Origin of the sequence: Pseudomonas sp. IT-P2 (genome assembly GCF_949767575.1) — a bacterium.
GTDB lineage: Bacteria > Pseudomonadota > Gammaproteobacteria > Pseudomonadales > Pseudomonadaceae > Aquipseudomonas > Aquipseudomonas pharyngis.
This window is the reverse complement of record NZ_CATKQA010000011.1, coordinates 970727-984858: the sequence shown is the minus strand read 5'-3', so window position 1 is coordinate 984858 and position 14132 is coordinate 970727. Positions and strand designations below refer to the sequence as shown.

13 protein-coding genes and 1 pseudogene are annotated in these 14132 nt (G+C 62.9%); 11 read left to right on the top strand and 3 right to left on the bottom strand.

The window, feature by feature from the left end; genetic code table 11:
- Window positions 1–39: 39 nt before the first annotated feature.
- The 8 genes and pseudogenes from ACM6JM_RS11125 to ACM6JM_RS11090 all read left to right on the top strand — a co-directional run.
- Window positions 40–786: a GntR family transcriptional regulator gene (locus ACM6JM_RS11125; RefSeq protein ID WP_064597137.1), complete on the top strand. Its 747-nt coding sequence runs from the start codon at window positions 40–42 to the stop codon at window positions 784–786.
- A 2-nt stretch (window positions 787–788) separates the two neighbouring features.
- Window positions 789–2519 (top strand): fumarate reductase/succinate dehydrogenase flavoprotein subunit, encoded by a 1731-nt coding sequence (locus ACM6JM_RS11120; RefSeq protein WP_414881860.1) that lies wholly within the window; start codon window positions 789–791, stop codon window positions 2517–2519.
- 25 nt (window positions 2520–2544) lie between these two features.
- Window positions 2545–2790 carry a ferredoxin family protein gene (locus tag ACM6JM_RS11115; RefSeq protein WP_414881859.1) on the top strand — a complete coding sequence of 82 codons (246 nt, stop codon included), beginning with the start codon at window positions 2545–2547 and terminating at the stop codon, window positions 2788–2790.
- Window positions 2791–2901: 111 nt separating this feature from the next.
- Entirely contained in the window at window positions 2902–4305 is a 1404-nt protein-coding gene (locus tag ACM6JM_RS11110) for an ABC transporter substrate-binding protein (RefSeq protein WP_103386679.1), read from the top strand.
- A 125-nt stretch (window positions 4306–4430) separates the two neighbouring features.
- A complete protein-coding gene (locus tag ACM6JM_RS11105) occupies window positions 4431–5204 on the top strand; it encodes an ABC transporter permease (RefSeq protein ID WP_039768884.1) in 774 nt (257 codons plus the stop codon).
- Window positions 5204–6052, top strand: a complete 849-nt coding sequence (locus ACM6JM_RS11100; RefSeq protein ID WP_210710852.1) for an ABC transporter ATP-binding protein — start codon at window positions 5204–5206, stop codon at window positions 6050–6052. Before ACM6JM_RS11105 ends, ACM6JM_RS11100 begins: the two co-directional genes overlap by 1 nt.
- Window positions 6049–7011 (top strand): HEAT repeat domain-containing protein, encoded by a 963-nt coding sequence (locus ACM6JM_RS11095; protein WP_414881858.1) that lies wholly within the window; start codon window positions 6049–6051, stop codon window positions 7009–7011. Before ACM6JM_RS11100 ends, ACM6JM_RS11095 begins: the two co-directional genes overlap by 4 nt.
- Window positions 7008–7277, top strand: a pseudogene (locus tag ACM6JM_RS11090) (DUF971 domain-containing protein); the annotation flags it as partial. The gene ACM6JM_RS11095 and the pseudogene ACM6JM_RS11090, both read left to right, overlap by 4 nt.
- Window positions 7278–7284: 7 nt before the next feature.
- On the opposite strand, the gene ACM6JM_RS11085 reads toward ACM6JM_RS11090, so the two are convergent.
- The 3 genes from ACM6JM_RS11085 to ACM6JM_RS11075 form a co-directional block, all read right to left on the bottom strand.
- The gene (locus tag ACM6JM_RS11085; protein ID WP_414881857.1) at window positions 7285–8943 is read right to left on the bottom strand and encodes a phosphoethanolamine transferase; all 1659 of its coding nucleotides are present in this window, start codon (window positions 8941–8943) and stop codon (window positions 7285–7287) included.
- A 162-nt stretch (window positions 8944–9105) separates the two neighbouring features.
- Window positions 9106–9843, bottom strand: a complete 738-nt coding sequence (locus ACM6JM_RS11080) for a TorF family putative porin (RefSeq protein WP_414881856.1) — start codon at window positions 9841–9843, stop codon at window positions 9106–9108.
- 98 nt (window positions 9844–9941) lie between these two features.
- On the bottom strand, window positions 9942–11699 hold the full coding sequence (locus tag ACM6JM_RS11075; RefSeq protein WP_414881855.1) for an amidohydrolase: 1758 nt from the start codon (window positions 11697–11699) through the stop codon (window positions 9942–9944).
- Between the two features lie 103 nt (window positions 11700–11802).
- On the opposite strand from ACM6JM_RS11075, the gene ACM6JM_RS11070 reads away from it, so the two are divergent.
- From ACM6JM_RS11070 to imuA, 3 genes are all read left to right on the top strand, one after another.
- Window positions 11803–12720, top strand: coding sequence for a LysR family transcriptional regulator (locus ACM6JM_RS11070; RefSeq protein ID WP_085745456.1), 918 nt, complete (start codon window positions 11803–11805; stop codon window positions 12718–12720).
- A 171-nt stretch (window positions 12721–12891) separates the two neighbouring features.
- Entirely contained in the window at window positions 12892–13509 is a 618-nt protein-coding gene (lexA, locus tag ACM6JM_RS11065; RefSeq protein ID WP_039768874.1) for a transcriptional repressor LexA, read from the top strand.
- Window positions 13509–14126, top strand: a complete 618-nt coding sequence (imuA, locus tag ACM6JM_RS11060; protein ID WP_103386672.1) for a translesion DNA synthesis-associated protein ImuA — start codon at window positions 13509–13511, stop codon at window positions 14124–14126. Before lexA ends, imuA begins: the two co-directional genes overlap by 1 nt.
- Window positions 14127–14132: the final 6 nt, after the last annotated feature.

Genomic DNA, 14132 nt, shown 5'->3' with positions numbered 1-14132 from the left:
AAGATCACGTCATTACTCGTTATAACAAGTGATCCCGTGATGACCGATAACGTTCTCTCCTTAAGCAGCGTTCCTCTGCACACCCAACTGCGCGACGTGCTGCGCGCCCGGATTCTCGACGGCGAATACCCGCAAGACAGCCAGATGCCGTCCGAAAGCGAGCTCGGCGCACTGTTCAAGGTCAGCCGCATCACCGTGCGCCAGGCCTTGGGCGATCTGCAGAAGGAAGGGCTGATCTTCAAGATCCACGGCAAAGGCACCTTCGTCGCCAAACCCAAGACCTTTCAAAACGTCAGCACCCTGCAAGGCCTCGCCGAGTCCATGACCGGCCGTGGCTACGAGGTGATCAACCGCCTGCGCAGCTTCAAATTCATCGCCGCCGACAAACTGGTCGCCGAGCGTTTGCAGGTCGCCGAAGGCGAAACTGTTGCGCAGATCAAACGCGTACGTCTGATCAATCGCGAGCCGATTTCGCTGGAAATCACCTACCTGCCCAAAGCGGTCGGCGAGCGTCTGGAGAAGGCCGATCTGGTCACCCGCGACATCTTCCTGATCCTCGAGAACGACTGCGGCATCGCCCTCGGCCATGCCGATCTGGCCATCGACGCGGTGCTGGCCGACAGCGACCTGACCCAGGCGCTGAACGTCGAGGCCGGCTCGCCGATCATGCGCATCGAGCGTCTGACCCACGACGCCAACGGTCAGCCGCTGGACTTCGAACACCTTTACTACCGTGGCGATGCGTTCCAGTACCGCCTGCGGATCGACCGGCAAAAAGGGGCGTGACCATGACCCGCAATACCCTCGAACAGGAATACGACATCGTCGTGATCGGCGGCGGCACCGCTGGCCCGATGGCCGCGATCAAGGCCAAGGAAAAGAACAAGGAGCTGCGCGTGCTGCTGGTCGACAAGGCCAACGTCAAACGCAGCGGCGCGATCAGCATGGGTATGGACGGCCTGAACAACGCGATCATCCCCGGCCACTCGACGCCCGAGCAGTACACCAAGGAAATCACCATTGCCAACGACGGCATCGTCAATCAGGCGGCGGTGTACGCCTACGCGACGCACAGTTTTGAAACCATCGAACAACTCGACCGCTGGGGCGTGAAGTTCGAGAAGGACGAAACCGGCGATTACGCGGTGAAGAAGGTCCATCACATGGGCGCCTACGTGCTGCCGATGCCGGAAGGGCACGACATCAAAAAAGTCCTGTATCGCCAGTTGAAGCGGGCGCGAGTGAGCATCACCAACCGCCTGGTCTGCACCCGTCTGCTGACTGACGAGGAGGGCGCCGTCAACGGCGTGATGGGGTTCGACTGCCGCACCGCCGACTTCCATGTGATCAAGGCCAAGGCTGTCATCCTCGCTTGCGGCGCGGCCGGCCGACTCGGTCTGCCGTCCTCGGGTTACCTGATGGGCACCTACGAAAACCCGACCAACGCTGGCGACGGTTACGCGATGGCGTATCACGCCGGGGCCGAACTGGCGAACCTCGAGTGCTTCCAGATCAACCCGCTGATCAAGGATTACAACGGCCCGGCCTGCGCCTACGTCACTGGCCCGCTCGGCGGCTACACCGCCAACAACAAGGGCGAACGCTTCATCGAGTGCGACTACTGGAGCGGGCAAATGATGTGGGAGTTCCACCAGGAACTGGAGAGCGGCAACGGCCCGGTGTTCCTCAAGCTTGATCACCTGGCCGAGGAAACCGTCCAGAACATCGAGGAAATCCTCCACAGCAACGAGCGCCCGAGTCGCGGCCAGTTCCACGCCAATCGCGGCACCGATTACCGCACGCAGATGGTCGAGATGCACATCTCGGAAATCGGTTTTTGCAGCGGCCACTCGGCGTCCGGCGTGTGGGTCAACGAGCGCGCCGAAACCTCGGTGAAAGGTTTGTACTCGGCCGGCGACATGGCTGCCGTGCCGCACAACTACATGCTCGGCGCGTTCACCTACGGCTGGTTCGCGGGTAACAACGCGGCGGAATTTGTTGCCGGGCGCGAGTTCTCCGCACTGGATGCCGAGCAGATCGAGAAGGAAAAGGCCAGGGTCTACGCACCGCTGGATCGCGAACACGGTCTGCCGCCGGCACAGGTCGAGTACAAGCTGCGGCGCTTCGTCAACGACTACCTGCAACCGCCGAAAGTGACCAAAAAAATGGAAATCGGCCTGCAACGCTTCAGCGACATTGAACGCGATCTCAACGAGATGAAGGCCAACAATGCCCATGAACTGATGCGCGCCATGGAAACCAGCGTGATCCGCGACTGCGCCGAAATGGCTGCGCGCGCCTCGCTGTTCCGCGCCGAAAGCCGCTGGGGCCTGTACCACTACCGCGTCGATCACCCGCAACGAGACGACCGCGAATGGTTCTGCCACTGCCACCTGAAGAAGGGCGAAGACGGGCGCATGACCAGTTTCAAGAAAGCCGTCGAGCCTTACATCATCCCGCTCGATGCCGAGGAAATGCAGGCCTACGACCGTTTGCGGGTCGGCGCTTTCGCCGCTTGATGCATCACTAGAGAGAGTCCGAACCATGGCCTATCAAGCCCAGGAAATCTTCTTCCGCTCCAACGCCCCCGTCACCGTGGACGAGGACAAATGCATCGCCGAAAAGGGCTGCACCGTGTGCGTCGACGTCTGCCCGATGGACCTGCTGGCGATCAACCCGGTCACGCAAAAGGCCTACATGGCCTTCGATGAGTGCTGGTACTGCATGCCTTGCGAAAAGGACTGCCCGACCGGCGCCGTCAAAGTCGAAATCCCGTATCTGCTTCGCTAAAAACGCTATCCGGCAACACCGGACGCCTGATTCAACACACCCCTCGTTTCCCACCGCGCCCTGATCGCGGCGGAGACGAACATCCTATAAATGATTCGAGGGGATTCAACCATGTTGCGTGCAGCAATCGCCGGTCTGGTACTGGCTTCGTTCACCCTGTCGGCCTCGGCCGAAACCATCCGCATTGCCATCGGCACCCAGGACACCACCATCAACTGCGCCGCCGGCGGCCTGTTGATTCGCGAGCTGGGCCTGCTCGACAAATACCTGCCTCACGACGGCGCCTACAAGGATGCCAGGTACGACGTGCAGTGGAAGAACTTCACCAGCGGCGCGCCGCTGACCAACGAGATGGTCGCCGGCAAACTCGACTTCGGCGCCATGGCCGATTTCCCCGGTGCGTTCAACGGCGTGGCGTTTGAAACCGCCGGCAAACACAGCCTGTTCATCAGCGTGTTGTCGGGCAGCATCAAGGGCAGCGGCAACGGCATCGTGGTGCCGAGCGCGTCGGGCGTGCAGTCGCTGAGTGAGCTCAAGGGCAAGACCATTTCCGTACCGTTCGCCTCCACCGCCCACGGCATGCTGCTGCGCGCGGTGGCGGAGCAGGGTTGGGACCCGCTGAAGGACGTGAACATCATCGCCCAACCGCCGGAGGTCGCAGGTTCCGCGTTGCAGGCCGGCAAGATCGACGCCCACGCCGACTTCGTACCGTTCGCCGAGCTGTTCCCGAGCCGTGGCTTTGCTCGCAAGATCTACGACGGTGCCCAAGCCAATGCACCGACCTTCCACGGTGCGCTGGTGGATCAGGCCTACGCCAAAAAATACCCGGAAATCGTCGTCGCCTACCTGCGCGCCAGCATCGAGGCCAATCAACTGTTGGCCGCCGAACCGGAGAAATACAGCGAGCTGATCGCCAAGGTCACCGGCGTTGATGCCGAGGTCAATTATCTGTTCCACGGCCCGCTCGGCGTGCAGACCCGCGACCTGAGCTGGAAACCGGAATACCGCCAGGCCGTGGGCACTGCCATCGACACGCTGAAGCTGCTGAAGAAGGCCGATCGCGGGCTCGACCTGAACACCTTTATCGACGATCAGTACATCCGCGCGGCGTTCAAGGCCTCGAATCTGGATTACACCGCGCAACTGGCCAACTACGCGCAGACGCCCTTGAAGTCGGTCGATGCGGCGACTGGAAAAGCTATCAGCGATTTCAGCCATGTCGCGGAAATCTGGGTGCGCGGTGAGGACAAGGTCCGGCGCTATGCCTCGGCTGAAGAGGCGTTCACTGCGTTGGCCGGTCTGAAGTCGGAAGGCAAGAACATCCGTGCGGTGTATGCCCAGGCGAGTGACAGCGGGATCAAGTTGCTGGCGGAGCAGGCGTGGTTTGCCAGCGATGCGAAGGGGCGCCTCAGCGCGTTCCTGCTCAAAGGCCAGGCGCAGCAATTTGCATCGGCGCAGGGCGGGAAAGTCCTCGACTTCACCGATGCCACGACTCAGGCAGTGGCCAGTCGTTAACTCAAACGTAGATCGTTCCCACGCTCTGCGTGGGAATGCCGCCATGGACGCTCTGCGTCCACTGTGACGCGGAGCGTCGCGGGATGCATTCCCACGCGGAGCGTGGGAACGATCAGAGGTGATATATGTTTTCACGCTGGATCCCCCGAGCCGCCTCATTGCTCCTCTGCCTGCTCTTCTGGCAACTAGCCGCCAGCCACCACTGGAACCTCGGCCTCGTCACCTTCGCCAACGTCCCGACCCCGCTGGCCGTGATCGAAGCCGCCCTCGGCCTCGGCGACTCCGGCAAGCTCATCCAGCACCTGAGCGCCAGCCTCGGCCGGGTCTTCGCCGGTTACCTCGCGGCGCTGGTGATCGGCATCGCCCTGGGCCTGGCCATCGGCCGCTCAAAGTGGGCCGAAGACCTGCTGCTGCCGCCACTGGAAGTGTTGCGCCCGATCCCTGCCGTGGCCTGGATTCCACTGGCGATCCTGATGTTCCCGTCGTCGGAACTGTCGATGGTCTTCATCACCTTCACCGGCGCGCTGTTCCCGATCCTGCTCAACACCGTGCACGGCGTCGAAGGTGTCGATCCACGCCTGATAGCCTCGGCCAAAAGCCTCGGGGCCGGGCGTCGGGCGATCCTGCTGGAAGTGATCCTGCCGGGTGCCGCACCGAGCATCATCACCGGCCTTGCGATCGGCATGGGCACGTCGTGGTTCTGCCTGGTGACCGCCGAAATGATCTCCGGCCAGTTCGGCATCGGTTACTACACCTGGGAGTCCTACACCATCCAGAACTATGCGGACATCGTGGTCGGCATGTTGCTGATCGGCGTGTTGGGCATGGGCAGCAGCCTGCTGATCAAACGCCTGGGCGGGCTATTCACGCCCTGGCATCGACCACGAGGAAAAGCCTGATGAGCGTGATGCAAACCCCGGAAGGGCGGATCGATATCCGTCAGCTGTCCATCGTGCTCGGCGAAGGCCGGCAAGCGTTTGAAGCGGTGCAGGGGCTGGACTGCCAGATCGAACCGGGCCAGTTCGTGTGTATTCTCGGCCCGTCCGGTTGCGGCAAATCGACCTTGCTCGGCGCGCTGGCCGGGCATCTGCAGCCCCATGGCGGACAGTTGAAAGTCGACGGCACCGACGTGTCCGGCCCGTCGCCACAGCGCGGCATGGTGTTCCAGCATCACACGCTGTTCCCGTGGCGCACGGTGCGCGACAACGTTGCCTTCGGCCTGAAGATGCGCGGCATCGGCAAAGTCGAGCGCCATCGCGCCGCCGATGAAATCCTCAAACTGGTCGGCCTCGAAGGTTTCGCCGAACGCTGGCCGGATCAACTGTCCGGCGGCATGCAGCAACGGGTGGAGATCGCCCGGGTGCTGGTCAACCGGCCACGGCTGTTGCTGATGGACGAACCCTTCGGCGCACTGGACGCGCTGACCCGGCTGAACATGCAGGAACTGTTGCTGGACATCTGGACGCGGATTCGCACCACCGTGGTGTTCGTCACCCATGACATCGACGAAGCGCTGTTCCTTGCCGACCGCTTGCTGGTGATGAGCGCACGGCCAGGGAGAATCATCGAAGACCTGCGCCTGGATTTCCCCCGGCCACGCACCACCGAACTGGTCACCAGCCACGAGTTCTCGCGCCTCAAGCGCCACTGCCTCGACCTGCTGCGCCACGACAACGACCGACCGCTGCCGCGCCTCAATCCGCTCGGCCTGCCTCCCGAAAACGCCTTGCCGAGATTTGCCCTGTGACCTCATTTTTTGCTGTGACCGATAACGACGACATTCTCGCCCTGCAACCACGCCTCACCGCCGATGATGCCGGGGTGCGGCGGATTGCCCTGATCGACCTGGCCGACCTCGAAGAGCCGGACGGTCTGCTCTGGCTGGTCGAGCGTCTGGCCGAAGACCCCGCCGAAGAAGTGCGTGCCGAAGCGGCGCGTCTCTTGGAAGCCTGGGAAGACGAGCCGGTGGTTGAAGCGCTGTGCCAGGCGCTGACGGATCCGTCCCCGGCCGTGCAAGCCGCAGCGGCGCAGAGCCTGAGTCTGCTCAAGACCGAAGCGGCGGGCAGGGTGATTCTGCCGTGGACCGCCCATGCCGAAACCGGCGTGCGGATTGCCGCGTTCCGGGCCTTGCGTGAGTTGCGTTTCCCCGGCGCTGCGCCGGCCGCGACTCAGGCTCTGAACGATGCCGACGCCAGTGTCCGCCGCGAAGCCGTCGGCGTGCTCGGCTGGCTCAAGCAACTCGACGCATTGCCGGCACTGTCCCGCTTGGCGAGTGATGACCCGGACACCGAAGTGCGCCGCGCCGCCACCGGCGCCTTGGGCCTGGCAAGTGACGCTGACGTGCTGCCTGCGTTGCGTCAGGCCTTGCAGGACCAGGCCTGGCAAGTGCGCGAAGAAGCCGCGACCACCCTCGGCAAGGTCGGCCATACCGATGCCGGGCCGGCGCTGATCGAAGCCTTGGCCGACGACTACTGGCAAGTGCGCCTGCGCGCGACCCGCAGCCTCGGGCGCCTCAAGTACGTCGCAGCCCTCGACGCCCTGATCGACACCCTCGGCCATCGCATCAGCAACCTGCGCAAGGAAGCCGCGCTGGCCCTCGGCGAACTGAATGATCGCGGAGCGGTGGCGGCATTGCAGGCCGCGCAGGACGACGGCGACCCGGAAGTGCGCAAAGCCGTGCGGATTGCCTTGAGTCAGCTGCAATGAATCCGCTGTCGGTCGGCAACTCCCAACGTGAGCACCGGTTGCTGCTGAGCTGGCCGGATGGCCGCGAGCAACTGCTTGAGCATGCCGAACTGCGCCGCCAATGCCCGTGCTCGCAATGCCGGGCGTTTCGCCTGCGGGGCTCGCCGCCCATGGTTGACCCGCGTGTGCGGGTCATCGAATTGAACGCTCAGGGCTATGGCCTGCAGCTGGTGTTCAGCGACGGCCACCAGCGCGGGATTTACCCGTGGGCCTATCTGGCGCAGCTGGAGGGGATCACTGTCCCGCCGTCATCGCCGGCCGACAGCCATGGAAAATATCCAGCCCCGGCTGATACAGCGACGTCCTGACTTCGAACAACCCGAGCACCGAATGGAACAGGTTGTCATGGCTCAGATCCGGCTGGCTGCTTTTGCCTTGCAGGCAGCCACGGTCGATGCCCAGTTGCGCCAGGGTGTTGTTGCCGAACCACATCACCATCGGCACATGGGTCTGCGCTTCCGGCGCCAGCGCATAAGGCGCAGCGTGCAGGTACAGGCCGTTTTCGCCCAGGGATTCGCCATGGTCGGAGACGTACAGCATCGACGTATCGAGGTGGTCCTGATTGCGCTTGAGCAGCTCGATCACCTTGGCCAGGAAATGGTCGGTATAGAGGATCGTGTTGTCGTAGACGTTAACCAGCTCGTCACGGCTGCAACTACCCAGTTGATTGGTGTGGCAGATCGGTTTGAAGCGCTCCATGTCCTTGGGATAGCGCTCGTAGTATTCCGGGCCGTGACTGCCGTCGGCGTGCAGGACAATGATCGCGTTGCCCTTGAGGCTATCGATGTAGCCTTGCAGGTCGGCCAGCAGCGCTTCGTCGAGGCAGTTGTTGCCGTCGCAGAACGGCCCCGGCTGATTCTTCGCGATGTCGCGGTTCGGCACGCGCAGGCAGGTGCCTTTGCAGTCGCTGTTGTTGTCCAGCCACAGCACCTGCACGCCGGCCCGTTGCAGGATGTCGAGCAGGCCTTCGTAGGTTTTGCCTTTCTTGTCGCTGTAGTCCTCGCGCGGGAACATCGAGAACATGCACGGCACCGACACCGCCGTCGAAGTGCCGCAGGAATGCACGTTGGTGAAGTTGATGATGTCGAGTTTGCTCAGCTCGGGATTGGTCTCGCGCTCATAACCGTTGAGCGAGAAATGGTCGGCCCGGGCAGTTTCACCGACCACGAACACCATCAGCGATTTCTTCTCGCGACCGGCTGCCTTGGCGCTCATGACTGCGTCTTCGCCGATGGCCTGCACCACAAAATGCTTTTTGATCCCCAGCCGCTGCTTGGTGTATTTGCTGATCGCGTAGATGTAGTTGGTCGGGTTGATGAAGTGGGTGAGCTTGTCTTCCTCGCGAAAGATTGGTGCGTAGGTCGAATAGAACGCGCCCACCGAAGCGCCGATCACCAGCACACAGGCGACGATCACCAGCACCTTGTTCAGCAAGCCCCGAAAGAACGGCCGATACACCACCGGCCAGCGCCAGATCAGCATGGCCGGCAACACACCGAGCAACAGCACGTAAGCCAGCAGTTTGCCGCTGAACAGTGCGGTGGCCTCCCCGGGATTGGTTTCGAACACGTTCTGGATCATCACCGTGTCGATGGTGATTCCGTATTCGTTCATGAAATACGCCGCGCAGGCCGAGAGCAGGGCCACCAGGGTCAGCGCCGGTTTCAGCGTCCAGCGAAACGACACCAGGGTCAGCAGCAGGGTTATCGCCGCCCAGAGAAACAGCCCGAAGGACGCGAAAAACGCCAGTTTCTGTGCGCCTTGCAGGGTGATCAGCGTTCCCAGCGCCTTCCAGGTCGCCAGGTTGTACAGCGCCACCAGTGCCAGCGAAAACAGCAGCACCAGGCGGGTCGGAGTGATGGACGGTAAACGCAGTCCTTTGCCCAAAGCCATTTCGATACTTTCCTCTACGTCAGTCGAAAACCCATACGGTTACGCGCGTAACTGTAGAAGAGCATTGGTAAAAATTCCGTAAACATCCGGTAACAAAATCACGGTAAGTGCAAAAAAATGTGGGCGCCAGCAGGCCGGCTCCCACGGGAGATTTGCGGCGGGTCAGAAGGACTTGCTGACGCTGGCGACAACCGTCGCCGTGCACACGTCCTTGAAGCCCCAGTTGCTCAGGCATTGGCTCTGCGACAGGTCGGTGTCGATGTAGCTCAGGCCGAGCACCACGCCGGCCAGGTTGTGGGTCAGTTTGACTTCCCACTCCCGGTAGGACTCTTCGCTATGGCCGGACGCCGAATACATATGCGGGTCCTTGAAGTCCATGTTGCCGTAGCGCAGCTTCAGCCCGGAATCGAACGGCAATTCGGTTTCATAGCCGATGTAGCTGTAGAGCGAGCTCTGTTTGCTGCCGATGCCCGGCGCGTCACTGGAGTAATAAGCCGCGAGTTTCACGCCGTAGGCGCTGAGTATCGAGTACACCTCGCTTTGGTTGAACTGGCTCTCCTTGGGATACGCGTATTTGATGTAACCCAGATCCAGGCTCACGGCCTCGGTGGCCTGCCACAGCCAGCCGGCGTAGTAATCGACTTCCTGACGGGTTTTCAGGCCGCCACCGAAATCGACGTTCGAACTCCATGCGCCGAGGTACAGGCCGCTGCTGTGGGCCAGGGTCAGACCGGCCTGAAGGGCTGGGTCGTTCTGGGTCTGGGAGATGCCGCGGGTGCGGTAATCGCTGGCCAGGGTCAGATCGACCAGCACCGCGAAATCATCGTTCAGGGCAATTGCGTGGCTGCTCAAAGGCAGCAGGCTCAAGGAAGTGAGGGCGAGCAGGGGCAAGGCTTTCATGTGAAGTCCCGTTGTTGTGGTTGTTATGGGCAGGAAGCGGGCAAGGCTGCGCCGGACCCGGCGTCGGGCGCGGGGGCGGGCAGCGGGTACGGCGATTGTTATTGGAGGGTAGGGGCGTAGACCTGACGGCCGGCGAACCAGGTTTGCAGCACCTGGGTGTCATGCAGGGCCTTGTCGTCGACGCTGAACACGTCGCGATCGAGCACGATGAAATCGGCCTGTTTGCCGGGGCTCAGCGAGCCGATCTGTTGTTCCAGGCCGATGGTCCGCGCGGCGTTGGCGGTGTAGGCGTAGAACATGGTTTCGCGATCCAGGCGTTCGTCGGCGTTGAGCACGCCCAGCGGCCCGGTGCGGGTGATGGCCTGGGCCATGGCGTTCCACGGGTTCGGCGAGGACACCGGCCAGTCACTGGCGCCGGCAATCGTCGCGCCTTGCTTGAGCAGCGAATGCGCCGGGTATTGATAGCGAAAGGCGAGGGCGCTGACGTAAGGCTTGATCATGTCGGTGGTGTAGTCGTCGGCGCTGGCCCACAGCAGCTGCATCGAGGCAATCACGTTCAACGGCTTGAAGCGGGCGAACTCCTTCGGGTTGACCATTTGCAGGTGGGTGATCGAGTGCGTCACGCCGCTCTGCCGGTCCTTGCGCGCCTGGGCGATACCGTTTAGCGATTCGCGCACCGCGCGGTCGCCGATGGCGTGGATGTGCACCAGCCAGCCGCGCTGGTCGATGGCACTGACCAGTTCGCCGAAGTGCTGCGGATCGATCAGCAACTCGCCCTGTTTGTGCGAGTTGCTGTAGGGATCGATCATCGCCGCGCTCTGGGCCGGGTATTCGATCACGCCGTCGGCAAAGATCTTGATCCCCGGCAGCGTCAGGTTGGGAATGCCCTGAAACTGCCGGCGCACTTTCTCGAGGGTGTCGAGATCGGCCGGGACGCTTTTCGGATTGGCCACCAGCAGCGCGGCGACGTGAGCAGTCATGCCGCCGCTTTCCGACAGGGCTTTATAAGCGGGCAACACGCCGACGGTTTTCTCGGTGGGCTTGAGGGCGAACACCGGCTCGCCCGGCGCGGCGTTGGCGGCGGGGTCCATCCACGCGGTGATGCCCAGGCTGTTGTTGAAACGCACCGCCGATTGCGCGGCCTTGAGCATGTCGGCCGGGCTCGGCACCGGCATTTTCGAGGCGACCCGATCCCAGCCGGCGTCGACCACAAAGCCGTTCGGTTCACCGCTGGCCAGTTTGCCGATGGTGTCTTTTTCTGCGTCCGGCAGGGTTTTCAGCAGCGCGGCGTCGATGCCCGCACGCTTGAGCATCACGTTATTGGCCCACGCCGTGTGGTGATCGCTGCCGGTGAACACCACCGGCACGTCGGCCCATTCGCCGTTGTTGAAGATTTTGCCCAGCGCTTCAGCCTTGGCCCAATACGCCGAACTCATGCCGGCCACGCTCAGCACATCGCCATGCCGGGCCTTGCCGTCGTCACGCCAGCCGCGCAGGCGTTTTTCCAGTTCATCCAGACCGACCACGTCGTCTTCCATGTTGGCCGAGACCATTTCCAGCCCGCCGAAAATCGCGTGGGAATGGCTGTCGATCAGGCCGGGCATCAGCGCCTGGCCTTTCAGGTCGATGACCTGGGTGCCGGGCTCGATCAAGGCCTTGATCTGCGCATCGCTGCCGACTTTAAGCACCTTGCCGTTCTCCACGGCCAGCGCCTGAACCTTCGGCTGGGCGCGGTCGGCGGTGAAAATCTTGCCATTGAGCAGCACCAGATCGGTGGCGGCCATGGCTTCCATCGAGGCAAAACTCATAGCGGCGACCAGCACATTTTTTGCGAAATGCGGGATGAATCTTTTCATTGAACATTTCCTTGTTATTGCGTCTGATGGCCAGATTAGTGGCTGCCAACGCCCGACAGAACGCCTCCCTCACGAAAAACGTTTTTGCCTGAATGGAAAAAGCATGGACAAGCTGGGTGCACTGAAAATGTTCGTGGTCACCGCGCAACTCGGCAGTTTCAGCCGCGCTGCCGAGCAACTGGGCAAGACCCCGTCGGCCCTGACCAAAGCGGTCAATCATCTGGAATCCGAACTCGGCGCGCGGCTGTTCGAGCGCAGCACGCGGCGGATTCTGCTGACCGAAATCGGCCGGCTGTATCTGGAAACCGCACGCCAGGTGTTGCAACGGCTGGACGAGGCCAGCGAGGAAATCGAGCAGTTGCAGCACGGCCTGCGCGGCAGCCTGAAAATCACCGCGCCGCTGGCTTACGGGCGGGCGTTTCTCGATCAGGTGTGTGACGGCTTTTTGCAGCAATACCCGCAAATCAGCCTGCAAGTGGATTTGTGCGACGAATTCGTCAATCTGCTGGAAAGCGGCTACGACCTGGCGTTGCGCGAGGGGCACGACGACTTGCCGGGGCTGATCGCGCGAGTGGTCGGCAGCAATCGCCTGGCGCTGTGCGGCAGCCCTGAATACCTGGCGCGCAAAGGGTTGCCGGTGACGCCGCAAACCCTCGATCAGCATGAATGGCTGCTGTACCGGCATCCGTTGCTCAGCCGCGAGTTCTGGTGGGCCGAACGCGACGGCCAGCGCCTGAGCCTGGCGCAACCGGCGGCGCCGCTGTTGCGCAGTGACAATTACGATTTGCTGCTGGCCAGCGCCCTGGCCGGGCGCGGTTTGCTGCACACCCCGCTGTGGAGCGCCGCGCCGTACATCGCCGACGGGCGACTGGTGCGGGTCATGGCGGATTACGAGATCGACCCGGACAGCTTCGGCCCGCACATTCTGGCGGTGTACCCGAGTCATCGGCGGGCGACGGCCAAGGTTGTGGCTTTTATTGATTACATCGCAGGGTTTCTCGCCGAACGCGGTTTGAGCTGACTCCGTGCTTCTGATCGTTCCCACGCTCCGCGTGGGAATGCAGCCCGTGACGCTCCGCGTCACTGGACGCGGAGCGTCCCTAGAGGCATTCCCACGCAGAGCGTGGGAACGATCATCAGTGGGTTTGAGCTGACTGGCGGTGCTTGTCAGGAAATTCCCACAAGAGTACAAATGTACTCCATGACGACTCTGACTCCCCGCCGTACCGCCATCCTGACCTTTATCCGCGAACGCATCGCCGAACACGGTCAGCCCCCAAGCCTCGCTGAAATCAGCGAGGCTTTTGGTTTCGCCTCCCGCAGCGTGGCGCGCAAGCATGTGCTGGCGCTCACCGAAGCCGGGTTCATCGAGGTCAATCCGCATCAGGCCCGGGGCATTCGTTTGCTCGGGCAACCGGCGCGACCGGAACTGCTCGAAGTGCCGGTGCTTGGCCGGGTGGCCGCCGGTGCGCCCATCGGTGCCGATGCCGACCTGCACAATCGGCTGATGCTCGACCCGGCGCTGTTCTCCCGCACGCCCGACTACATGCTGCGGGTGCAGGGCGATTCGATGATCGAGGACGGCATTCTCGACGGCGATCTGGTCGGCGTGCGGCGCAACCCCGAGGCGCTCAACGGCCAGATCGTGGTGGCGCGGCTCGACGGTGAAGTCACCATCAAACGCTTCGAGCGCATCGGTGATGAAGTTCGCCTGTTGCCGCGCAACCCGGCGTACCAGCCGATTGTGGTGCGGGCCGATCAGGATCTGGCCATCGAAGGGGTGTTCTGCGGTCTGGTGAGGCAAGGCTGATGGGGGCCGTCGTTGCGCTGGATACGCTGTTCAATGGCGGCCAGGTCTGGAAGGGTCGGCCTGCGCCACCCGCCGCCAGCCCGCAACCCACCGGGCACGCGGTGCTGGATGCGGCCTTGCCCAGTGGTGGCTGGCCGGAAGCGGCGCTGAGCGAAATCCTGCTGGCCGGCCCCGGTGTCGGTGAGCTGCAACTGGTGTGGCCGACGTTGGCGCGACTGTCGGCGGCGGGGGAGCGCATCGTGCTGGTGGCGCCGCCGTTTGTGCCGTACCCGCAGGCCTGGGCCAATGCCGGGGTCGATCTGCGGCAGTTGTCGGTGATCCAGGCCAGCGAGCGCGATGCGTTGTGGGCGGCAGAACAATGCCTGCGCTCGGGCAGTTGCGGCGCGGTGCTGTGCTGGCCGCACAAGGCCGATGACCGTGCCTTGCGCCGTTTGCAGGTGGCGGCGGAAACCGGCCAGACCCTGGCGTTCGCGTGGCGCCCCTTGAGCGAAGCGGTCAACCCGTCGCCGGCCGCGCTGCGCATTGCCATCGATGCGCGGCCGGCGCAGTTGCGCGTGCTCAAGTGCCGGGGTGGTCTGGCGCGCAGCGCACCGATTGCCTTCACCGTGGGGCATTGAGGTCGT

Excerpts from the sequence above, each read along its gene's own strand:
- ACM6JM_RS11125 (WP_064597137.1), top strand. The coding sequence starts at position 40 with ATGACCGATAACGTTCTCTCCTTAAGCAGCGTTCCTCTGCACACCCAA.
- ACM6JM_RS11120 (WP_414881860.1), top strand. The coding sequence starts at position 789 with ATGACCCGCAATACCCTCGAACAGGAATACGACATCGTCGTGATCGGC.
- ACM6JM_RS11115 (WP_414881859.1), top strand. The coding sequence starts at position 2,545 with ATGGCCTATCAAGCCCAGGAAATCTTCTTCCGCTCCAACGCCCCCGTC.
- ACM6JM_RS11110 (WP_103386679.1), top strand. The coding sequence starts at position 2,902 with ATGTTGCGTGCAGCAATCGCCGGTCTGGTACTGGCTTCGTTCACCCTG.
- ACM6JM_RS11105 (WP_039768884.1), top strand. The coding sequence starts at position 4,431 with ATGTTTTCACGCTGGATCCCCCGAGCCGCCTCATTGCTCCTCTGCCTG.
- ACM6JM_RS11100 (WP_210710852.1), top strand. The coding sequence starts at position 5,204 with ATGAGCGTGATGCAAACCCCGGAAGGGCGGATCGATATCCGTCAGCTG.
- ACM6JM_RS11085 (WP_414881857.1), bottom strand. The coding sequence starts at position 8,943 with ATGGCTTTGGGCAAAGGACTGCGTTTACCGTCCATCACTCCGACCCGC.
- ACM6JM_RS11080 (WP_414881856.1), bottom strand. The coding sequence starts at position 9,843 with ATGAAAGCCTTGCCCCTGCTCGCCCTCACTTCCTTGAGCCTGCTGCCT.
- ACM6JM_RS11075 (WP_414881855.1), bottom strand. The coding sequence starts at position 11,699 with ATGAAAAGATTCATCCCGCATTTCGCAAAAAATGTGCTGGTCGCCGCT.
- ACM6JM_RS11070 (WP_085745456.1), top strand. The coding sequence starts at position 11,803 with ATGGACAAGCTGGGTGCACTGAAAATGTTCGTGGTCACCGCGCAACTC.
- lexA (WP_039768874.1), top strand. The coding sequence starts at position 12,892 with ATGTACTCCATGACGACTCTGACTCCCCGCCGTACCGCCATCCTGACC.
- imuA (WP_103386672.1), top strand. The coding sequence starts at position 13,509 with ATGGGGGCCGTCGTTGCGCTGGATACGCTGTTCAATGGCGGCCAGGTC.